The organism is Serratia sp. Z4, assembly GCF_009900725.1.
GTDB classification, from domain to species: Bacteria; Pseudomonadota; Gammaproteobacteria; order Enterobacterales; family Enterobacteriaceae; genus Serratia; species Serratia nematodiphila.
Window position 1 is genome coordinate 1432333 of sequence record NZ_JAAABD010000001.1, and the last position, 19522, is coordinate 1451854.

21 protein-coding genes are annotated in these 19522 nt (G+C 60.4%); 8 read left to right on the forward strand and 13 right to left on the reverse strand.

Translation table 11 applies throughout. The features are described from left to right. Window positions 1-85: 85 nt before the first annotated feature. Window positions 86-1360, forward strand: a complete 1275-nt coding sequence (tyrS, locus tag GT753_RS07130) for a tyrosine--tRNA ligase (RefSeq protein ID WP_015377740.1) — start codon at window positions 86-88, stop codon at window positions 1358-1360. 84 nt (window positions 1361-1444) lie between these two features. Then, window positions 1445-2305, forward strand: coding sequence for a pyridoxal kinase PdxY (gene pdxY / locus GT753_RS07135; protein WP_015377741.1), 861 nt, complete (start codon window positions 1445-1447; stop codon window positions 2303-2305). 39 nt (window positions 2306-2344) lie between these two features. Here the strand turns inward: pdxY and gstA are convergent, their stop codons facing one another. The 4 genes from gstA to GT753_RS07155 form a co-directional block, all read right to left on the reverse strand. Beyond that, on the reverse strand, window positions 2345-2950 hold the full coding sequence (gene gstA / locus GT753_RS07140; protein ID WP_004938367.1) for a glutathione transferase GstA: 606 nt from the start codon (window positions 2948-2950) through the stop codon (window positions 2345-2347). A gap of 92 nt (window positions 2951-3042) precedes the next feature. Continuing rightward, the gene (dapA, locus tag GT753_RS07145; protein ID WP_160125430.1) at window positions 3043-3927 is read right to left on the reverse strand and encodes a 4-hydroxy-tetrahydrodipicolinate synthase; all 885 of its coding nucleotides are present in this window, start codon (window positions 3925-3927) and stop codon (window positions 3043-3045) included. Window positions 3928-4283: 356 nt separating this feature from the next. Beyond that, window positions 4284-4547: a DUF3811 domain-containing protein gene (locus GT753_RS07150; protein WP_004938373.1), complete on the reverse strand. Its 264-nt coding sequence runs from the start codon at window positions 4545-4547 to the stop codon at window positions 4284-4286. A 95-nt stretch (window positions 4548-4642) separates the two neighbouring features. Further along, window positions 4643-5338, reverse strand: coding sequence for an HD domain-containing protein (locus GT753_RS07155; RefSeq protein WP_049810972.1), 696 nt, complete (start codon window positions 5336-5338; stop codon window positions 4643-4645). Window positions 5339-5539: 201 nt separating this feature from the next. On the opposite strand from GT753_RS07155, the gene GT753_RS07160 reads away from it, so the two are divergent. Further along, window positions 5540-5932 carry a nuclear transport factor 2 family protein gene (locus GT753_RS07160; RefSeq protein WP_004938379.1) on the forward strand — a complete coding sequence of 131 codons (393 nt, stop codon included), beginning with the start codon at window positions 5540-5542 and terminating at the stop codon, window positions 5930-5932. On the opposite strand, the gene GT753_RS07165 is transcribed toward GT753_RS07160, so the two are convergent. Then, window positions 5929-6198 carry a hypothetical protein gene (locus GT753_RS07165; RefSeq protein ID WP_004938382.1) on the reverse strand — a complete coding sequence of 90 codons (270 nt, stop codon included), beginning with the start codon at window positions 6196-6198 and terminating at the stop codon, window positions 5929-5931. The genes GT753_RS07160 and GT753_RS07165 overlap by 4 nt on opposite strands. Before the next feature lie 276 nt (window positions 6199-6474). Here GT753_RS07165 and GT753_RS07170 point away from each other — a divergent pair, with 276 nt between their 5' ends. Then, on the forward strand, window positions 6475-6855 hold the full coding sequence (locus GT753_RS07170; protein WP_015377744.1) for a nuclear transport factor 2 family protein: 381 nt from the start codon (window positions 6475-6477) through the stop codon (window positions 6853-6855). A 7-nt stretch (window positions 6856-6862) separates the two neighbouring features. Here the strand turns inward: GT753_RS07170 and GT753_RS07175 are convergent, their stop codons facing one another. Beyond that, on the reverse strand, window positions 6863-7243 hold the full coding sequence (locus GT753_RS07175; RefSeq protein ID WP_015377745.1) for a RidA family protein: 381 nt from the start codon (window positions 7241-7243) through the stop codon (window positions 6863-6865). Between the two features lie 190 nt (window positions 7244-7433). Here GT753_RS07175 and GT753_RS07180 point away from each other — a divergent pair, with 190 nt between their 5' ends. Then, complete coding sequence (locus tag GT753_RS07180) at window positions 7434-8279, forward strand: aminoglycoside phosphotransferase family protein (protein ID WP_371732147.1); 846 nt, start codon at window positions 7434-7436, stop codon at window positions 8277-8279. On the opposite strand, the gene GT753_RS07185 is transcribed toward GT753_RS07180, so the two are convergent. Both GT753_RS07185 and GT753_RS07190 read right to left on the reverse strand, forming a co-directional pair. Next, window positions 8244-8747 carry a cupin domain-containing protein gene (locus GT753_RS07185; RefSeq protein WP_004938395.1) on the reverse strand — a complete coding sequence of 168 codons (504 nt, stop codon included), beginning with the start codon at window positions 8745-8747 and terminating at the stop codon, window positions 8244-8246. The genes GT753_RS07180 and GT753_RS07185 overlap by 36 nt on opposite strands. A 100-nt stretch (window positions 8748-8847) precedes the next feature. Then, window positions 8848-10035 (reverse strand): benzoate/H(+) symporter BenE family transporter, encoded by a 1188-nt coding sequence (locus tag GT753_RS07190; RefSeq protein WP_049240175.1) that lies wholly within the window; start codon window positions 10033-10035, stop codon window positions 8848-8850. 115 nt (window positions 10036-10150) lie between these two features. Here GT753_RS07190 and GT753_RS07195 point away from each other — a divergent pair, with 115 nt between their 5' ends. Continuing rightward, window positions 10151-10714 (forward strand): helix-turn-helix domain-containing protein, encoded by a 564-nt coding sequence (locus GT753_RS07195; RefSeq protein WP_015377747.1) that lies wholly within the window; start codon window positions 10151-10153, stop codon window positions 10712-10714. Window positions 10715-10908: 194 nt separating this feature from the next. Beyond that, window positions 10909-13002: a prolyl oligopeptidase family protein gene (locus GT753_RS07200; RefSeq protein WP_160125432.1), complete on the forward strand. Its 2094-nt coding sequence runs from the start codon at window positions 10909-10911 to the stop codon at window positions 13000-13002. Window positions 13003-13077: 75 nt separating this feature from the next. Here GT753_RS07200 and dtpA read toward each other — a convergent pair whose 3' ends face one another. The 5 genes from dtpA to rsxD all read right to left on the reverse strand — a co-directional run bounded on the left by dtpA (window position 13078) and on the right by rsxD (window position 18258). Further along, complete coding sequence (gene dtpA / locus GT753_RS07205) at window positions 13078-14592, reverse strand: dipeptide/tripeptide permease DtpA (protein WP_016927896.1); 1515 nt, start codon at window positions 14590-14592, stop codon at window positions 13078-13080. 605 nt (window positions 14593-15197) lie between these two features. Beyond that, window positions 15198-15839: an endonuclease III gene (nth, locus tag GT753_RS07210; protein ID WP_004938407.1), complete on the reverse strand. Its 642-nt coding sequence runs from the start codon at window positions 15837-15839 to the stop codon at window positions 15198-15200. Next, the gene (locus GT753_RS07215) at window positions 15839-16537 is read right to left on the reverse strand and encodes an electron transport complex subunit E (RefSeq protein ID WP_004938409.1); all 699 of its coding nucleotides are present in this window, start codon (window positions 16535-16537) and stop codon (window positions 15839-15841) included. The genes nth and GT753_RS07215 overlap by 1 nt, the downstream gene beginning before the upstream one ends. Then, window positions 16534-17163 (reverse strand): electron transport complex subunit RsxG, encoded by a 630-nt coding sequence (gene rsxG / locus GT753_RS07220; RefSeq protein WP_015377750.1) that lies wholly within the window; start codon window positions 17161-17163, stop codon window positions 16534-16536. The genes GT753_RS07215 and rsxG overlap by 4 nt, the downstream gene beginning before the upstream one ends. A gap of 9 nt (window positions 17164-17172) precedes the next feature. After that, a complete protein-coding gene (gene rsxD / locus GT753_RS07225) occupies window positions 17173-18258 on the reverse strand; it encodes an electron transport complex subunit RsxD (RefSeq protein WP_031300466.1) in 1086 nt (361 codons plus the stop codon). A gap of 365 nt (window positions 18259-18623) precedes the next feature. On the opposite strand from rsxD, the gene GT753_RS07230 reads away from it, so the two are divergent. Next, window positions 18624-19517, forward strand: a complete 894-nt coding sequence (locus GT753_RS07230; protein WP_004938420.1) for a helix-turn-helix domain-containing protein — start codon at window positions 18624-18626, stop codon at window positions 19515-19517. The last annotated feature ends 5 nt before the right edge of the window (window positions 19518-19522 follow it).

Below are 19522 nucleotides of genomic sequence, written 5' to 3' on the forward strand. Positions count from 1 at the left end.
ATGCGCTACCCTGAATTTTTATTTCGCCACTGGGCGAAAGGCCGTGTACCGGCAAAGGTGCATTCGTTTATACATGGAGTCATTGATGGCAAGCAGCAACTTGATTAAACAACTGCAAGAGCGGGGCCTCGTTGCCCAGGTTACGGATGAGGAAGCGTTAGCGGAGCGACTGGCGCAAGGGCCAATTGCACTGTATTGCGGTTTCGATCCGACCGCTGACAGCTTGCATTTGGGCCATCTGGTTCCTCTGTTGTGCCTGAAGCGCTTCCAGCTGGCCGGCCACAAGCCGGTAGCGTTGGTGGGCGGCGCCACCGGCCTCATCGGCGATCCGAGCTTCAAAGCGGCGGAGCGCAAGCTGAACACCACCGATACGGTGAACGAGTGGGTCGAGAAGATCCGCAAACAGGTTTCCCCGTTCCTCGATTTCGACTGCGGCAGCAACAGCGCTATCGCGGCCAACAACTACGACTGGTTCGGCGGCATGAACGTGCTGACCTTCCTGCGTGATATCGGCAAGCACTTCTCCGTCAACCAGATGATTAACAAGGAAGCGGTTAAGCAGCGCCTGAATCGCGACGACTCCGGCATCTCCTTCACCGAGTTCTCCTACAACCTGCTGCAGGGCTTCGATTTCTCCGAACTGTACAACCGCCACCAGGTGGAGCTGCAGATCGGCGGTTCCGATCAGTGGGGCAACATCACCTCGGGTATCGATCTGACGCGTCGTCAGCATCAGAAGCAGGTGTTCGGCCTGACCGTGCCGTTGATCACCAAGGCAGACGGCACCAAGTTCGGTAAAACCGAAGGCGGCGCGGTCTGGCTGGCGCCGGAAAAAACCAGCCCGTACAAGTTCTACCAGTTCTGGATCAACACCGCAGATGCCGACGTTTACCGCTTCCTGAAGTTCTTCACCTTCATGAGCCTGGAAGACATCAACGCGCTGGAAGAAGAAGACAAGAACAGCGGCAAGGCGCCGCGCGCCCAGTACGTGCTGGCGGAAGAAGTGACCGGCATGGTGCACGGTGCGGAAGGCCTGGCGGCCGCCAAGCGCATCACCCAGAGTCTGTTCTCCGGTGCGCTGCACGACATGACCGAAGCGGACTTCGCCCAGCTGGCGCAGGACGGCATGCCGACCATCAAACTGGACCGCGACGCCGATCTGCAGCAGGCGCTGGTGAATGCCGAGCTGGTGCCGTCACGCGGCCAGGCGCGCACCATGATCGGCTCCAACGCGGTGACCATCAACGGCGAGAAACAATCGGATGCCGAATACCGTTTCAGCGACGCGGACCGTCTGTTCGGCCGCTACACGCTGCTGCGCCGCGGTAAGAAACACTACTGCCTGGTGGATTGGCAGTAAGCGAATAATAACGGTAAGGGGCCCTGGCGGCCCCTTTATTTTTGCGCAGCCGCCCGGCTGCCGTATTCCGAACGAGTTCTGTCGATGAAAAACATTCTTTCTATCCAGTCGCACGTGGTGTTTGGTCACGCCGGCAACAGTGCGGCTGAATTTCCGATGCGCCGCATGGGCGTCAACGTCTGGCCGCTGAACACGGTACAGTTCTCCAACCATACGCAATACGGCCAGTGGACCGGCTGCGTCATGCCGGCCAATCACCTGACCGAGATCGCGCAGGGCATCGCCAATATCGATCAACTGAAGCGCTGTGATGCGGTGTTGAGTGGCTATATCGGTTCGCCGGAGCAGGGCGACCATATTCTGGCGATCGTGCGCCAGGTTAAGCAGGCGAACCCGAATGCCTGGTATTTCTGCGATCCGGTGATGGGACATCCGGAAAAAGGCTGCATCGTGGCGCCGGGCGTGGCCGAGTTTCACTGCCGCCAGGCGTTGCCGTGCAGCGACATGATGGCGCCGAACCTGCTGGAGTTGGAGATGCTGAGCCAGATGGCCGTCACCAACGTGGCCGATGCGGTGCAGGCCGCCCGCGCACTGATCGCCAAAGGGCCGCGGCTGGTGCTGGTCAAGCATCTGGCCCGGGCCGGCTATCACGCCGACTGTTTTGAAATGCTGCTGGTGACGGCGGAGGAGGCCTGGCACATCAGCCGGCCGCTGGTGGACTTCGGCTCGCGTCAACCGGTCGGCGTCGGCGATTTGACCAGTGGTCTGCTGCTGGTGGATCTGCTGAAGGGCGAGGCGCTGGATAAAGCGCTGGAGCACGTGACCGCCGCCGTGTATGAGGTGATGCTGACCACGCAGGCGATGGGCGAGTACGAACTGCAGGTAGTGGCGGCGCAGGATCGGATCGTGCAACCGCGCAGCGAGTTCAAAGCGGTAAAACTGTAAGTGCAACGGGCCCCGGCGATAGCCACCGGGGCCGAATGTTTACTTCAATCCTTCGGCGTTCAGCGCCGCATCCACCGCCGGGCGCGCCGCAACGCGATCGAACCAGGCCGCCAGATGGGCGTGTTTGCGCACGTCGAACTGCAGGGCGAACGCCCAACGCAACACGGTGAACAGATAGGCGTCGGCCACGCTGAAACGGTTTCCCAACAGGAAGTGCTGCTTCGCCAGCACCGAATCCAGATAGCTGAACTGTTGCTCCAGCCTGGCGCGCGCGATGGTTTTGTATTCCTCGGGCGTTTTCGGGTTGAACAGCGGGCTGAATCCTTTGTGCAGCTCGGTGGCAATGTAGTTCAGCCATTCGATCGCGTGGTAGCGCGACAGGGTGCCCGCCGCCGGGATTAGGTTGCGATCCGGCACACGGTCCGCCAGATATTGCACGATCGCCACGCCTTCGGTCAGCAGGCTGCCGTCATCCAGCAGCAGCGCCGGGACCTGTCCCTTGGGGTTGATGGCGAGGTAATCGGCGCCGCTCTCGGTTTTCTTCTGCGCCAGATCGACCTTCTCCGCCGTAAAATCCAGCCCTGCCTCACGCAGCACGATATGCGGGGACAGCGAACAGGCGCCGGCTTTATAGAACAGTTTCATCGGAAGCTCCTTGTTGATGACGAATGACGGGCATGCTTAACCTCTCATCGTAGTCCCATAGCACCAAAATTACAGCGGCTTAGCTAACAAATTTAACCGACGATCGCCTCGGCGGGCTGCAGCTGCGCCAGCGTCGCGGCGATCTGCTGCTGCAGCGCCGGCGGCGCCACCTGCATCGGCGAACGCAACTCGTTGGCGATCAGCCCCTGCTGGGCCAGCACCGTCTTGACCGGCGCCGGATTCGGGAAGCTGAACATCTGGTGGATCATCGGCAGCAGCTCATAGAAGTTGCTGCGCGCCGCAGCCAGATCGCCGGCGGCGACCTGCTGCACCAACTGGACGAAACGTTCCGGGTGAACATGCGCGGCGGCGGAGATGGCGCCGGTGCCACCGAGGCACAGCGTGGTGAGGATCAGATTGTCTTCCCCGGTCATCACATCGATTTCGCCATCGGCGATCAGCGCCATGGTGGTGTCAGGGTTGCCGCCGCAGTCCTTGATGGCGGTGATGCGCGGATGGCGTGCGAGCCGGCGCAGCGTGGCCAGCTCCATGGCGATGCCGGTGCGCTGCGGAATGTTGTACAGGATCACCGGCACGGTGGAGGCGTCGGCCAACTGGGTAAAATAGTCGATCAGGCCGCATTGCGAAGGGCGGATGTAGTAAGGCGCCGGGATCAGCACGCCGGCGATGTCGCGCAGCTGAATGGCCTGCTGCATTTGCAGCGTGGCGGCCATGTTATTGCCGGAAAGGCCCATCACCACCTGGCGTGCAGGCGCCACTTCCAATACGGCGTCGAGCACCGCCAGCTGTTCTTCTTTGCTCAGCGCGGCGGCTTCACCGGTGGAGCCGCAGACCACCAGACCATCGATGCCGGCGTTGAGCAGGTGCCGCGCCAGGCGTTGCACCGCCGGCAGGTCGACGGCGTCGTGATTGAAAGGGGTAACCATCGCCACCCAAATACCCGAAAATGAGGCCATAAAATATTCCTTCTGTGTGACCGACAGAGAAGCCAGATGAGAAAATTGAAGGCGGGGCGTTGCGTGCCATCCAGTCAGCTCATCTGACGGGACAGCGCGCCCCGGTCAAATGAGCGTCTGTTTCTTTGATGTAACCGCCGCCAAACCGCCAAGGGGCAACGCAGGCGTCATCAGAATATCAGCGTTGCGTGGGTAGGCCATGGCAGTCTCGCGAAAAGGGGAAGTGGGGTGATAATGAATATTCTTCATCAGGCTGTCAATTTACAACAGATTGATAACATTGTTATTCATGATTCGCCGGTGAGGATGAGTTTGGCTAATAAATAAAAATCCCCGCCGCGGCGGGGAGGGTTGGCTCAGCGCGGCGGGCGGGAGCCGATGGTGGCAGACCAACTGAAAGTGTCGCCACTTGGCCGGTAGCGGTTGGCTTTGCGTTCTGCACGCTCCGCCTTGGCGAGCTTCGCTCTGGCGGCCATGATGCGCGCCACCACTTCATCCTTGACCTTGTGCTGTTCGGCGTTGGTCAGCGGCCTGCCATGGCTTTTACGCGCCTTGTCCAATTCGGTTTTCACTTCCCGCTGTTCGCTTTCCGTCATCTCTTTCAACGTCAACTTTTTCATCTGTGCCGCCCGTTCGGTGAAGTTGACTTACAGTTTAGCGGCGTTATATGACCGAAAATGTTATGGGCATAACGAAAATGCCCCGTAGGCCGGCATTACACCTCCTCCAGCAGATCGTCGACAAAGCGCCGCATGCGTTCGGTGCGCTGTTCGGCCATCTGCCGCCCGGCGGCGGTCTGGAAGCCTTCTTGCAGCTTGAACAGTTTGGTTTCGAAGTGGTCGAGGCAGAAACGCTTGTCGTCGTATTGACGATGTTCGGCCCGCGGATCGGCGGCGTCATACAGCGCGCTGCGCATGCGGCCGCCGATATAGAAGCAGCGCGCCACGCCGATAAGGCCGATAGCGTCGAGGCGATCGGCATCCTGCAGGATCTTCGCCTCCAGCGTTTGCGGCGGGATGCCGGCGGAAAAACTGTGCGCTTCAATGGCGTGAGCCACCGCCGCGATGTCCGCCGGCGCCCATTCCAGCCGGGCCAGCGTCAGCGTGGCTTGCTCTGCCGCCATGCGCGAGGCCAGATGGCGCTGCGGCGAATTCTTTTCCACCGCGACGGCGTCGTGCAGCAGCACCGCCGCGCAGAGAATGCGCCGGTCGCCGCCTTCCTGCTTGCTGATCCGACGGCAGTTCTTCCAGACCCGGTGCAGGTGCGCGACGTCATGCGAACCGTCGTCCGACTCGAGGGTGAGCGGCAGCAACGTTTGTGCCAGCGCCTGGTAGGGGGAAAACGGTTGTAACAGCTCTTGCGTCAGCGAGGGTAAAGACACGTTCAGCTCCTGTTGGGGGAAATCGGTCAATCAGCATAGCCGTGCCGGATGCCGGGAGGATGACAGTAAAACGGCTATTGTTTACTAAAGTGCAACCCACTATTGTCATAACTGCGGTTTTTGCAGCGAAACAAGCAACCTAGAATAGCCGAATTCCGCCGTCTCCGCCTGGTGAGAGCCTGTGTCCGCGGGGATGGCCGGAATATCCTCATCAGCCATGGGAGAAGAGACATGCCAACCCCTCTTGAAATAGTGCGCGCAACCTATGAAGGCAGCTCCGAAGAAAACGGCCGCAATCTGCTGGCGGCGCTGGCCCCCGATGCCGAGTGGACCGAAGCCGCCGGTTTCCCTTACGCCGGTACCTATATCGGCCCGGAGAACATCATCAAGAACGTGCATCAGCGCCTGGGCAGCGAATGGCAAGGTTACCGCGCCGACGTCGATCACTTTTACGACGCCGGCGACAACGTGATCGCTCAGGGTTTTTATCACGGCACCTACCGGGCCACCGGCAAATCCTTCAGCGCCTCTTTTGCGCATATTTATACGCTGCGCGCCGGCAAAATCGTGAAGTTCGTGCAGATCGTCGACAGTGCTAAAGTGCTGGAGGCGATGCAGCCTTAATCGCCGCTGCGCTTGCCGAATTTGCGGTCAAACTCGCGCCGGTAACCCCGGGCCTTGTTGCGATCGCGGATCCACAAATAGCCGCACACCAGCGCAACCGCTCCCGAGAAGGTGACGTTGCGCATATCCCGGTCATACCAAAACACCAACAGCGCATCCAGCGCCGCAATCAGCGCGATCCATTTGTACATATGGGATTGGCGCCGCGTGGCGGCGTTGAGTCGTTTTAACTGTCTGGCTTCGTCCAACACCGGTTTTTGCTGCATAGCGTTTCGTTATCGTCAGGCTGTTCACGCTAAATTAGCAGAATTTCCCTCACCGTCGCAAAGATTAACGCGCGGCGTCATGCGGTTTTCACCGCCCCTGGCGCGGCGCAGAAAATTTATGCGTGGGCGCTTGAATTGTTCATTGGGCATGATAGGTTATTTATTCGTTATTTTTGGGTTTTTATTCATAATTCGCCGTGTCATCAAGCTGTAGCACTGGGCGGTTAACGTGATGGGTTCGACGCATGCGGCGGTTAACTTCGGCAGGAGGATGTGATGAACGATAAAACGGCACGCCCGCAGGATGTGGTTCAACAACAGCTTGACGCCTATAACGCCCGCGACATCGAGGCCTTTATGGCCTGCTGGGCGGACGACGCCCAGTATTACGAGCATCCAGACACGCTGCTGGCCAGCGGCAAGGCGGCGATCCGTGAACGGCATCTGGTGCGTTTCCAGGAGCCGAGTCTGTATGGCGAACGGATAAAACGCATGGCGGTAGGCAATATGGTGGTCGATCAGGAGGTGGTGACGCGCAATTTCCCGCAGGGGCGCGGCAAAATGGATGTCATCGCCATCTATGAAGTGGAACAGGGGAGGATCGCCAAAGCCTGGTTCAAGATCGGCCCCTGCGTGCCGGATGAGGGCGCGCTCTAGCCGCGCATTACTGCAACGCCATCACCGCCTCTATTTCCACACACACCGCGGGTGAGAACAACGCGCTGACCGCCATCAGTGAACAGGCTGGCAGCGCGCCATCGAAATAGTCAAACAGCACCGGGCGCACGCCCGCCAGATCGGCGATGTCGGTCAGGAACACGCTGATTTTAATCAATGCTTTGAGGTTGACGCCTTCGCTGGCGGCAATGGTGGCCAGCTGTTCGAGGATCTCCTGCGTTTGCTCCGGCGCGCTCAATCCCTGAGCGTCGGTGGCGTAGGCCGTCAAGCCGGAAACGTATAAGCGATCGCCGTGGCGCACCGCATGCACATAGGGGCCGCCCGGCGTCGGCAACTGCGGATAATTCGTGCGTTTTAATGATGTCATGGTCAAACCCCGCGCAAGACCGGTTAATAAAATCGACAAACTTGGTTAGGATACTGAAGAAACGGCGGCCAGGCGCCGCGCACCGATGATATTTGAGAGTATCATCCCTCTTTATTTTATACGTCGTCTTCACCCGAATGTGACAGTGCGGCGCAGCTCGGCCACAAGGACGCATGAGACGATGAACCCGATTTTTACTCCCTACCTGCAACGCTGGCAACTGGAACAGGATGGCAAAGCCTTCGAAACCCACAGCAGTCTGCTGATGCCGGTGCGTTACCGGGGCGAGGCCGCCATGCTGAAGATCGCCCGCGAGCAGGAGGAGCGCTTCGGTGGCCGGCTGATGTGCTGGTGGCGCGGGGAAGGCGCCGCGCTGGTGCTGGCGTGGCACGACGACGGCATTCTGCTGGAGCGCGCGCAGGGCGAAGGTTCGTTGGCGCAGCTGGTGCGTGATGGCGACGATGAACAGGCCACGCAGATCCTGTGCCGGGCGATCGCCGCCTTGCATGCGCTGCGAGAGGCACCGCTGCCCGAATTGATCCCGCTGCAGGAGTGGTTCAGCTCGCTGTGGCCGGCGGCGCAGGCGCACGGCGGCATGCTGCGCCTCAGCGCCACAACGGCGGCGGAATTGCTGAGCAGCCCGCGAGAAGAAAGCGTGCTGCACGGCGATATCCACCATGACAATGTGCTCGACTTCGGCGAACGCGGCTGGCTGGCGATCGACCCCAAGCGTTTGTACGGTGAACGGGGCTTCGATTACGCCAATATCTTCTGCAATCCCAACTACGGTATCGCCACCGATCCGGCCATTTTCCAGCGCCGCGTGGAACAGGTGTGCCGGTTGGCCGGGTTGGATCGCCGGCGCTTGCTGCAATGGATCCTGGCCTGGTCGGGGCTCTCCGCCGCCTGGTTCATGGAAGACGGGCAGGCGGCTGACATTGACTTTCGCGTGGCCGAACTGGCGGCGCGCGCGTTGGATATCCCGTTGCCGGACGGCGATTCAGGGTTCATCCTGCCAGTAATCGAGCGAGGTTGAAGGGCGCTGCAGGTAGCGCACCTGCTCGCCGTCTGCGCTGCGCGCCATCGCCTGGTATTTGCCGGAATCCGGGTACATCACCAGCTCCGGCTGTTCGCGCGTGCTGACGGACAGGTACTTCAGCGGCGCATCGGAAGTGTTGATGATCTGGTGCGGGTATTCCGGGCCCGGCGGAATGAAAATGACATCCCCGCTGACGATCGGCAGCATTTCTCCGGCCACTCGCAGCGTACCGCTGCCCTCCAGAATGATGAACATTTCCTCCTGAGCGTAGTGAAAATGGTAGGGGCAGGAACGCATGCCCGGCGCCACACAATCGAAAGAGGCGCCCAGCTTGTCGGCGGCGGTGCCGGTGCCGAGACGGGCGCCGACGCTGTCATACAACGGCGGCCGCCGGTCATGTTTCATCTCTACCTGTTCGACATTGCGTATCAGGCGCTGAGCCAACAGCGCGGCTTTCTCAGTCATAAGCTTCCTTGGTGACGGCGTCACTTATTAGGTGAATTGACAGTCAGACGACAGAGAAAGTGAAGGCGCCACGGCGTCGCTTGTCAATGTAGACCGCCCGTTACGCCTCGGAGGTTCGCCGCGGCAGCGACAGCAGCAGATGGGCGATGGCGCCGCCGACAATGCCCCAGAAGGCCGAACCGATGCCGAGCAGCGTGACGCCGGAAGCGGTGATGAGGAAGGCGATCAGCGCCGCGTCGCGCTGTTTTTCATCATGCAGCGCGCGTTGCAGGCTGCCGCCGATGGTGCCGAGCAACGCCAGCCCGGCGATGGTGTGGATCAGGGCGACCGGCAACGCGCTGAACAGCAGGCCGATGGCGCCGCCGAACAGCCCGGCCAGCAGGTAGAAACCGCCGGCGGCCACCGCGCCCATATAGCGCCGCTGCGGATCGGGATGCACGTCCGGCCCCATGCAAATGGCGGCGGTAATGGCGGCGATGCACACCGAGAAACCGCCGAATGGCGCCAGCAGCAGCGCGGTCAGCGCCGTCCAGGCGATCAGCGGTGAGGTGGGGACACGGTAACCCGCCGCCTGCAGCGTAGCGATCCCGGGAGCGTTTTGTGAAGCCATGGTCACCACGAAGAAGGGCACGCCGATGCCGAGCAGCGTCGGCCAGCTGAAATGCGGCGCGATAAATTCCGGCACGGCGAACGCCGGCGTCTGTTGCGTCAGCTGGATATCGCCCTGCAGCGCGGCGATCGCCAGCCCAATCGCCAGCGTCAATACGATGGCGTAGCGCGGCAGGTAACGGCGGCTGAGCAGATAGGTCAGCCCCATACCGGCGCTGAGGAGGAAATTGAGCTGCAGCGAAGCGAAGGCATCCAGCCCGAAACGCAGCAGGATCCCCGCCAGCATCGCGGCGGAAATCGCCTGCGGAATATAATCCATCAGGCGAGCGAACAGCCCGGTGACGCCGCAGAGCAGGATCAGTCCCGATGCGAAGATAAACACCCCGATCGCCTCGTTGATCGGCGTGCCGGGCAGGCTGGTGACCAGCAGCGCCGCGCCGGGCGTCGACCAGGCGGTGAGGATCGGGGTGCGATAGTAAAGCGACAGCCCGAGGGAAGTGACGCCCATTGCGATCCCAAGTGTGCTCAGCCAGCCGCCGATCTGCGCCGGCGTAGCGCCCGCGGCGGCGGCGGCCTGGAAAATGATGGCGGCAGAGCTGGTGTAACCGACCAGAACGGCGACAAAGCCGGCCATGATGGCGGGCAGGGTCAGATGACGCAGGGTGACGGCAGGGCGCATGAGCAGCTCCAATCGGTGGTTGTGCGTTATAACGCACGGCAAGAAATCAGCATAGCATCGTGCGCTATAGCGCACAAGCGGGTATAATCTGGCTCGACACGCAGAGGAGAACTGGATGCAGGAACTTGCCGGCCATTTGGCGCACACCCTTCGCACGCTGCGCGCACAGCGCGGCTGGAGCCTGACGCAGGCGGCGGAATACACCGGCGTCAGCAAGGCGATGCTCGGGCAGATTGAACGCGGCGAGTCCAGCCCGACGGTGGCGACGCTGTGGAAGATCGCCACCGGTTTCAACGTGGCGTTTTCCGCCTTTCTTGAGGCCTCACCCGCGCAGCAGCAGGCGACGTTGCACCGCTATGGCGATCTGCCGGTGTACGATCAGGACAACGCCGACATGCGCGTGGTGCCGCTGTTTCCCTACGATCGCCAGCTGGGTTTCGATATGTTCGTCATCGATCTCGCGCCGGGTGCGCTCAGCGAATCGTCGCCGCATGAGCCGGGCGTGATCGAGCATGTGATCGTGATCAGCGGCCGGTTGGAATTGGCGATAGACGGCGCGTGGCACAGCCTGGCGGCCGGCGAGGCGATGCGCTTTCAGGCAGATCGGCCGCATGCTTACCGCAACGCCGGTTCACAAACGGTGCGTATCCACGATCTGATCCACTATCCTCAATCCTGACTCAACGCGGCGGCCGTGGGCTTTGACTCCGCGCCGCCAAACGCCTACCTTGTTGAAAATGACTCTTATTTCACAGGCTGTCGCCCATGACGGGGCGGCGTTGCAGCCGACTCAAAAGGAGCTTGATTTTGCCGGTCACCAATCGACGTCAGTTCATTAAACTCAGTGCGCAAACCGCAGGAGCCGTATTCGCGATGACTTCATTACCCAACAGTATCCGCCTGGCGATGGCGGCGGAGGGCGGCGCGGCCGCCGGCGATGAATTCCTGTGGCTGGAAGAGCTGCAGGGTAAAAAAGCGCTGCAATGGGTGCAGCAGGAAAATCAGCGCACCGTGGCACGTTTCGGTCAGGGCGAAGACTTTCAGCGCATTGAGCGCGAAGTCCTGGATATCCTCAATAAAGACACCCAGATCCCGTGGGTGAGCAAACGCGGCAAGTACTATTACAACTTCTGGCAGGATCAGGCCAACCCGCGTGGCCTGCTGCGGCGCACCACGCTGGACGAGTACCGCAAGGCCAAACCGGCCTGGGAGACGGTGCTGGATATCGATGCGTTGGGCAAAGCGGAGGGCAAGGATTGGGTTTATCAGGGCTCGCAACCGCTGGCGCCGGAATACCGTTATTGCCTGATGCAGCTGTCGCCGGACGGCGGTGACGCCACCGAAATCCGCGAATTCGATCTGGTTGCCAAACGTTTCGTCAAAGACGGTTTCAACGTGCCGGTGGCGAAAAGCCGGGTTTCCTGGGTCGATCGGGACACGCTGTTCATCGCCACCGACTTCGGCCCCGGCTCGATGACCCAGTCCGGCTATGCGCGCATCGCCAAACGCTGGCGGCGCGGCACGCCGCTGAGCGCCGCCGAAACGCTGTACGAAGCGCAGCCCGAGGACATGGCGGTTTTCGCCTATCACGATCGCACGCCGGGCTTTGAGCGCGATTTCGTCGGCCGCAGCCTGGACTTCTATCGCCGTGACTATTTCTTGCTGGCTCAGGATGGTCGGCAGAAAAAAATCGACATCCCGGCCGACGCCGAGCTGGACACACATCGGGAATGGCTGCTGATCAAACCGAGCAGCGACTGGGAAGTGGGCGGCAAGCGTTATCCGTCCGGCTCGCTGCTGGCGGCCAACTTCGATGACTATCTGGCGGGCAAGCGCGAGCTGCAGCTGCTGTTTACCCCGACGGCGGAGCAGGCGCTGAGCGGCTACAGCGGCACCCGCGATCACCTGATCCTCAGCATCATGGATAACGTGGTCAACCGGCTGGAGGTGCTGACGCCGCAGGGCGGCAGCTGGCAGCGTCGTCCGCTGGGCAACCCCGGCGCCATCAGCACCCTTTCCGCCGGCGGCATCGACGAAGAGAGCAACGCCTATTTCCTGACCGTCAGCGGGTTCCTGCAGCCGACCTCGCTGTATATGGGCAATCTCGACGGCGGTGAGGCGACGCTGCTGAAACAGGCGCCGCAGGACTTTGACGCCGCCGGCTATCAGGTCAGCCAGCATTTCGCGCGCTCCAAGGACGGCACCCGCGTGCCGTATTTCCAGATCGCCGCCAAAGATCTCAAGCTGGACGGCAGCACGCCGACGCTGCTGTATGGCTACGGCGGGTTTGAAGTGCCGCTGTTGCCGGGCTATCTCGGCGGCAAGGCGCCGGCCTGGCTGGAGCGCGGCGGGGTGTACGTGGTGGCCAACATCCGCGGCGGCGGCGAATACGGCCCGGCCTGGCATCAGGCGGCGCTCAAGCAGAACCGCCATCGCGCCTATGAGGATTTCGCCGCTGTGGCCGAAGATCTCATCGCACGCAAGGTGACCTCGGCGCCGCATCTCGGCGCACGCGGCGGCAGCAACGGCGGCCTGCTGGTGGGCAATATGCTGACGCTGTATCCGCAGCTGTTCGGCTGCATCGTCTGCGAAGTGCCGCTGCTGGACATGCAGCGCTATACCCAGCTTTCCGCCGGCGCGTCGTGGATCGCCGAATACGGCGATCCGAGCAAGCCGGAGGAGTGGACCTACATCAGGACCTTCTCGCCATACCACAACATTCAGGCGCAGACGACCTACCCGCCGGTGCTGTTCTATACCGCGACCAGCGACGATCGGGTCAACCCGGCCCACGCCCGCAAAATGGCGGCACGCATGCAGGCGATGGGGTATCAGCAGGCCTATTTCTATGAAAATACCGAAGGCGGGCACAGCGCCGCCGCCGACAAGCAGCAGGCGGCGTTCCACAGCGCACTGGTAAGTGAATTCATGTGGGCCAACCTGAGCGGCAAACCCAAGTCAGCGTAAGCCTTTTTCTTGCGGCATAAAAAAACACCGGGGCGTTAACCCCGGTGTTTTTATTTACGCTCAATCCGCCGGCGGTCAGCGAGCCGCAGTGGCTTCCTGCGCTTGCTGATTGGCGTCTTCGGTGGTGTCCAGCGTCATGCGGTACAGCTTCGGCGCAGTCAGCATCATCAGGATAGCGATGACGGCGGTGACGATGCCGATCTGCATAAACACATGGCTGTAGATGGCCAGCGAAGCGTGCGCGTCGTTGATGTCGCTTGGTACGGCGGTCAGACCGGCAACCTTACCGGCGATCAGCGCGGCGGCGGCGGTAGTCAGGAACCAGGAGCCCATGATGAAGCCCATCAGACGCTGTGGCACCAGCTGTGCCACCATCGCCAGACCCAGGCCGGAAATCATCAGCTCGCCGATGCTCTGCAGCGCGTAGCTCAGGATCAGCCAGTTGACCGACACGATGCCCTGTTCGTTGGCGAAGCTGGCGCCCCATGGCAGCACCAGGAAGGCGCAGGAGCAGAGGATCATGCCGAAAGCGAACTTGTGCGGCATCGGCAGGCGATCGCCCATTTTGTTATACAGCGCGGCCAGAATCGGGCTGGCGAGCATGATCCAGAACGGGTTCAGCGCCTGATACTGCTCCGGCTCGAAGGCGACGCCGAAGATGCTGTGTTCCACGTTATGGATGGCGAAGAAGTTCAGCGAGGTTGGCATCTGGCTGTACAGCACGAAGAACACTACCGCTTCCAGCATCAGCAGGAAGGCGACGATCATCTTGCGGCGTGCGGCGCCGTGCAGGGCGAAGGTTTCCTTGGCGAACACCAGAACGATACCGGCGGAAACGAGGGCCAACGCCCAGCGCGCGATCACCTGGTTGTGCAGCAGCCAGCTGGACACGGCGATCAACGCCACGATGCCGACCAGCACCATCAGCAGCTTCGGCAGATGCAGCGGCTTGAAGTCAGGTCTGGAGCCGTTTTCCTTCACCCACTTGTGGCACATCATAAAGTTGACCAGGGTGATCAGCATGCCGACCACGCTCAGGGAGAACGCCACGCTCCAGCCGTATTTCGCCGCCAGCCACGGGGTGGCCAGCATGGAGAAGAAGGAACCGATGTTCACCGACATGTAGTACATGGTGAAAGCGCCGTCGATGCGCGGGTCATCTTTCTCATAGCAGGTGGACAGCAGGGAGGACGGGTTAGCCTTGAACAGGCCGCTGCCCACGGCGATGGTCGCCATGCCCATGTAAACCCAGAAGATGTCGTGGCCGGAGTAGGCCACCATGGCGTAACCGGCGGCCAGCACCAGTGCGCCGAGCACGATCACGCGTTTGGCGCCCAGCACCTTGTCGCCCAGCCAGCCGCCGATGGCGACGAAGCCGTATACCAGGGCGCTGAAAGAAGAGAACAGGGTGATGGAATCGGCTTCGCTCATGCCGAGCATCTTGACCAGATAAACCGCCATGATGCCCTGCAGGCCGTAATAGCCGAAACGCTCCCACAGTTCGATCGAGAAGATCAGGTAGAACGCTTTCGGTTGTTTGAACGCGTTAAGGCTAACGCTCTCCGGGTGTTGGTTGTTTGCTGTTGACACTGGTACCTCTGTTTTTTCGCAGCCCGTCTTTGGAGGACGGGAAAGTACAAAAGTTGATGCGGAACGGCATCCTTTTGCGTTGTTATAGGATGGGGACGGCGGTTAATGTTCACTATCTTTGTCAACGTGGCAAGCAGTTTGTCATATTCGGTTACATTTAACGCTCGCAGGATTATGCTGCGATGTTGCAAATGTTATGCAGTATTAACTTTCGGGTTTTAATGGTTTGCCGATTTTTTGTTTTGATTAAAAGCTATACGGATTTTAAACAGGGATATATTCTGCTGAATTGCTATTTTTTAGCGCATCAGTGTATGTGTGGTTGTTAATCCATTGGAATGTTGTGCATATGCGGCATTTTGTAAAATTATAGAAATTTAGGAAAACGGGGCTGGCATTTGTGAACGCCTTGTGATCCTGAAAGCGTGACGTTCACCGCAATTTTTGACTAATTTTTCGCTTGAAAATAACGCGGCACTGAGTTTTTCACTGAAAACCGTGATAACGCCGGGGTTACTGCTGCGCGATATCACATTTCCAATAAAAAAGAGGCGCTGGCGGGGGGAAGTGGCGGCGACGGGGGCGGTTTGCCGCACCCGTCAGATTCAGGATTCCGGATAAACCTTCTCTTTATACTCGCACAGGTCTTCGATGATGCAGGAGCCGCAGCGCGGTTTGCGCGCGATGCAGGTGTAGCGCCCGTGCAGGATCAGCCAGTGGTGGCAATCGACCTTGAATTCGGCGGGCACCACCTTCAACAGCTTCTCTTCAACCTGATCGACGTTCTTGCCCGGCGCGAAGTGGGTGCGGTTGCACACCCGGAAGATGTGGGTGTCCACGGCGATGGTCGCCCAGCCGAAGGCGGTATTGAGCACCACGTTGGCGGTCTTGCGGCCGACGCCCGGCAGCGCTTCCAGCGCGGCGCGATCTTCCGGCACTTCGCCGCCGTGCAACTCCAGCAGCATACGGCAGGTTTTGATCACGTTTTCGGCCTTGCTGTTGAACAGGCCGATGGTCTTGATGTACTCCTTGACGCCATCAACCCCCAGCGCCAGCATGGCGGCGGGGGTGTTGGCGACCGGGTAAAGTCTGGCGGTCGCCTTGTTGACGCTCACGTCGGTGGCCTGCGCAGACAGCAGCACGGCAATCAGCAGTTCAAACGGCGTGGTGTACACCAGCTCGGTGGTCGGGTGCGGGTTGTTGTCGCGCAGCCGGGTCAGAATTTCCAGTCGCTTCTGCTTGTTCATCAGGCCTTCTCAGCACGTCCTTGTTCCAGCAGCGGTTCCGCCGCCACGGCGCGGGCTTTGCGCGCCTTCATTTTTTCGTCGATCAGATACTTGACCGCCAGCAGCAGCCCCAGGCCGATAAAGGCGCCCGGCGGCAGCATCGCCAGCAGGAATGGGCTGTCGAAATGCACCACTTCGATGCGCAGCGACTTGGCCCAGCCGCCCAGCAGTTGGTCGGCGCCGTCGAACAGCGTACCGTTGCCCAACAGTTCGCGCATCGAGCCCAGCGTCACCATCACGCCGGTGGCGCCAAGGCCGATGGCCATGCCGTCCAGCGCCGAGAGGCCGACCGGCTTCTTGGCGGCCACCGCTTCGGCGCGGCCGACCACGATGCAGTTGGTCACGATCAATGGAATAAAGATGCCGAGCGACTGATACAGGCCGAAGGCATAGGCGTTGATCAGCATCTGCACGATGCTCACCACCGCGGCGATGATCATCACGTAGATCGGAATACGCACTTCGCTTGGCACCCAGCGGCGCACCGCGGAGATGGAGGCGTTGGTCAGCGTCAGCACCAGCGTGGTGGCCAGCCCCAGGCCCAGCGCGTTGGTGACGGTGGAGGTCACCGCCAGCAACGGACACATGCCCAGCAACTGCACCAGGGCGGAGTTGTTTTTCCACAACCCCTGAACGATCAATTCTTTGGCTTCACTCATTCGGCGGCTCCACACGCAGGTAAGCTTTCAAGTTTAGGCGGCAGCGTTTCCATATACAACGCCGTGCGGCGCACCGCATTGACCACCGCCCGCGGGGTGATGGTCGCGCCGGTGAACTGGTCGAACATGCCGCCGTCTTTCTTCACCGCCCAGCGTTTGTCGTCCGGGCCGTCGATTTTCTTGCCGCTGAAGAAGGAAATCCAGTCGGAAATGCGCAGTTCAATTTTGTCACCCAGCCCAGGCGTTTCGTGGTGTTCAATCACCCGGGTGCCGAGCACCGTGCCGTTGAAATCGGCGCCGACCAGCAGCTTGATGGCGCCTGAGTAGCCGTCCGGCGCGGTGGTTTCCAGCGCGGCGGCCGTCGGCTGCCCGTTTTTGCGCGCCAGGTACAAGCGGTGCGGCGCGCCGTCGCCCAGCGCCGGATCGCTGACCAGCAGGCATTCGTTCTGCATGATGTTGTCGTAGTTTTCCGGCGGTACCACCTGATCGAGCAGCGCTTTTTGCTGCAGCGCCGCCTGATGGGCGATGGTGGTTTTCGTCAGGGCGTAAACTACGGCGGTCAGGCCGGTGGTGACCGCCGCAAACACCGCCAGCGTGGTGCCGTGCTTTCTCATGGAATTCAGCATGGCGGCTCCTTAGCGATGGCCGTACACGCGCGGCTGCGTGTAGTGGTCGATTAACGGGACGGTGATGTTGGCGAGCAGCACGGCGAAGGCCACACCATCAGGGTAGCCGCCATAGACGCGGATCAGCCAGACCAGCACGCCGATCAGCGCGCCGTAGATTAAGCGGCCCTTCGGCGTGGTGGAGGCGCTGACCGGATCGGTGGCGATAAAGAACGCACCCAGCATGCTGGCGCCGGAGAACAGGTGGATCATCGGTGAAGCCTGATGCGCCGGATCGATCCACCAGGCCAGACCGGAACAGAAGGCGATGGCGGCCAACATGCTGAAAGGGATTTGCCAATGGATCAGGCGGCGCGCCAGCATAAACAGGCCGCCGGCCAGGAAACCGAAGTTGACCCACTGCCAGCCGATACCGGCCAGCGCGCCGCCGAACAGCGGCTGCTGCAACACCTGTTCCACGCTGTGGCCGCTGCGCAGGCCGGTTTTGAAGCCGTCGAGCGGCGTGGCCTGGCTGATGCCGTCCACGCCCATCTGCAGTTCGTGCAGCGTCGCGCCCTGTGCGGTATGGCCGCTGAAAATCGCCAGCAGCGTGTCGTGGAGCGAAAGCGCGGCGGCGCGCAGTTCATCCGGCGGCAGCCAACTGGTCATCTGCACCGGGAAGGAGATGAGCAGCACTACGTAACCGACCATCGCCGGGTTGAACGGGTTCTGCCCGAGGCCGCCATACAGCTGTTTGGCGATAACGATGGCGAAGAAGGTGCCGATGACGATCATCCACCACGGCGCCAGCGGCGGCAGGCTGATGCCGAGCAGCAGCGCGGTCAGCAGGGCGGAGTTATCCGCCAGCCGGCTGCGCACCGGCAGCTTGCGCAGCTTGAGGATCGCGCCTTCTGCAGCCAGCGCGACGATCGCCGCCAGCGCCACCTGAATCAGCACGCCGTAGCCGAAAAACCAAATCTGCGCCGCAATGCCGGGAATGCACGCCAACATGACCCATAGCATAATGCGGCTGGTGCTTTGCTGGTTGTGGGTGAAAGGCGAGCTGGCGATGTGTAAGCCTTTGGCGGCTGTGGGTGATACCGGCCTGAACTTCATAGAGTAACGATACCTTCTGCGCCGCGCCTGCGGCAGTTTCGATGCGCCATACTGCGGGCGCGGCAAAAATGATAGCCGAGCATTCTACCTGATTCGATGCGAGGGTAATACGCCTTAATGATAGGGGTATTCGGCTTTCCGCACATCTGGCGATCGGGGTGGCGCGATTTGATTTTTTTTTGGCCGGGAAATGGGCTAACGTGAGGAATTGTCAGTGGAACTTGCGCCGTCATCGACCGCGGAAAATGGGGTAAACGCCTGAATGAGATATCATTTTTCTCCAGATTTCCGCACAAAATAACAACTTTCACATAATCCGTGTAGGTTACTATCGCGAACATTATTGAGTCAGTGAATCCATAATAATGACAAATGAAGACATTTTTTTTATTGAAGAGCTAATTGAGTGGGTGGAGATACATCTGGAGAAACGGCCAAACCTGGATGAAGTCGCGCGTATTTCGGGCTATTCCAAGTGGCATCTGCAGCGTAAATTCAAGCGTATTACCGGCATTCAACTCGCCACCTATATCCGTTCGCGCATCCTGACGCGCGCCGCGGTGGCGTTGCGCATTACTCGTCGCTCCATCATCGATATCTCCGATGAGTTGGGCTTCGACTCTCAGCAGACCTTTACCCGCATGTTCAAGCAGCGCTTCGGCACTACCCCCAATCGCTACCGCTCGATGGAGCACTGGGACGTGAAAAACCTGATGCCGCGCTTTAACTTCGAAGCCAGCTACGGCGCCGGTTATTACCCGGAAGTGAAGCGGCTGACGCTGCCCGACATGCAGCTGGTCGGCTTCACGCGCCGGCTGGATTTCGCCTCCGAACAGGAGCTGGAGTACTCTTCCTGCATGGCGATGAAGGACGAGATTTTCAACGACTTCTTCAAGGGGCTGCACGTCGACTGTCGGCGGATTTACAGCATCTACTCCCCTCATGCCGGGGAGGGCGACGAGCTCTCATCTACGCTGGTGATGGCGGTCGATCCTGAACACAGAAAGGATATTCTTTCCAACCATCAGATAGACACCTTCCATTTGCCGAGCCGCGAGTTTATCTCTATCAACCATAAGGGGTCGGCGAAAGAGTGTTTGCAGTTTTTCGGCTATCTGATGTCGCATGTGATGCCGGGGTTGAAGGATAAAGTGCGCGGCAGTATGGAAATGGAGATCATTCAAACCAAAGAGTGGAATCCTGAATCCAAACTGCGTCAGATTGAAGTGGATTACACCTACCTGATTTCTATCGATTAAATGGC

Excerpts from the sequence above, each read along its gene's own strand:
- GT753_RS07215 (WP_004938409.1), bottom strand. The coding sequence starts at position 16,537 with ATGAGTGAAGCCAAAGAATTGATCGTTCAGGGGTTGTGGAAAAACAAC.
- GT753_RS07150 (WP_004938373.1), bottom strand. The coding sequence starts at position 4,547 with ATGAAAAAGTTGACGTTGAAAGAGATGACGGAAAGCGAACAGCGGGAA.
- rsxG (WP_015377750.1), bottom strand. The coding sequence starts at position 17,163 with ATGCTGAATTCCATGAGAAAGCACGGCACCACGCTGGCGGTGTTTGCG.
- nth (WP_004938407.1), bottom strand. The coding sequence starts at position 15,839 with ATGAACAAGCAGAAGCGACTGGAAATTCTGACCCGGCTGCGCGACAAC.
- tyrS (WP_015377740.1), top strand. The coding sequence starts at position 86 with ATGGCAAGCAGCAACTTGATTAAACAACTGCAAGAGCGGGGCCTCGTT.
- GT753_RS07175 (WP_015377745.1), bottom strand. The coding sequence starts at position 7,243 with ATGACATCATTAAAACGCACGAATTATCCGCAGTTGCCGACGCCGGGC.
- GT753_RS07170 (WP_015377744.1), top strand. The coding sequence starts at position 6,475 with ATGAACGATAAAACGGCACGCCCGCAGGATGTGGTTCAACAACAGCTT.
- GT753_RS07190 (WP_049240175.1), bottom strand. The coding sequence starts at position 10,035 with ATGCGCCCTGCCGTCACCCTGCGTCATCTGACCCTGCCCGCCATCATG.
- dapA (WP_160125430.1), bottom strand. The coding sequence starts at position 3,927 with ATGGCCTCATTTTCGGGTATTTGGGTGGCGATGGTTACCCCTTTCAAT.
- pdxY (WP_015377741.1), top strand. The coding sequence starts at position 1,445 with ATGAAAAACATTCTTTCTATCCAGTCGCACGTGGTGTTTGGTCACGCC.
- gstA (WP_004938367.1), bottom strand. The coding sequence starts at position 2,950 with ATGAAACTGTTCTATAAAGCCGGCGCCTGTTCGCTGTCCCCGCATATC.
- GT753_RS07230 (WP_004938420.1), top strand. The coding sequence starts at position 18,624 with ATGACAAATGAAGACATTTTTTTTATTGAAGAGCTAATTGAGTGGGTG.
- GT753_RS07165 (WP_004938382.1), bottom strand. The coding sequence starts at position 6,198 with ATGCAGCAAAAACCGGTGTTGGACGAAGCCAGACAGTTAAAACGACTC.
- GT753_RS07200 (WP_160125432.1), top strand. The coding sequence starts at position 10,909 with ATGACTTCATTACCCAACAGTATCCGCCTGGCGATGGCGGCGGAGGGC.
- GT753_RS07185 (WP_004938395.1), bottom strand. The coding sequence starts at position 8,747 with ATGACTGAGAAAGCCGCGCTGTTGGCTCAGCGCCTGATACGCAATGTC.
- GT753_RS07195 (WP_015377747.1), top strand. The coding sequence starts at position 10,151 with ATGCAGGAACTTGCCGGCCATTTGGCGCACACCCTTCGCACGCTGCGC.
- rsxD (WP_031300466.1), bottom strand. The coding sequence starts at position 18,258 with ATGAAGTTCAGGCCGGTATCACCCACAGCCGCCAAAGGCTTACACATC.
- GT753_RS07160 (WP_004938379.1), top strand. The coding sequence starts at position 5,540 with ATGCCAACCCCTCTTGAAATAGTGCGCGCAACCTATGAAGGCAGCTCC.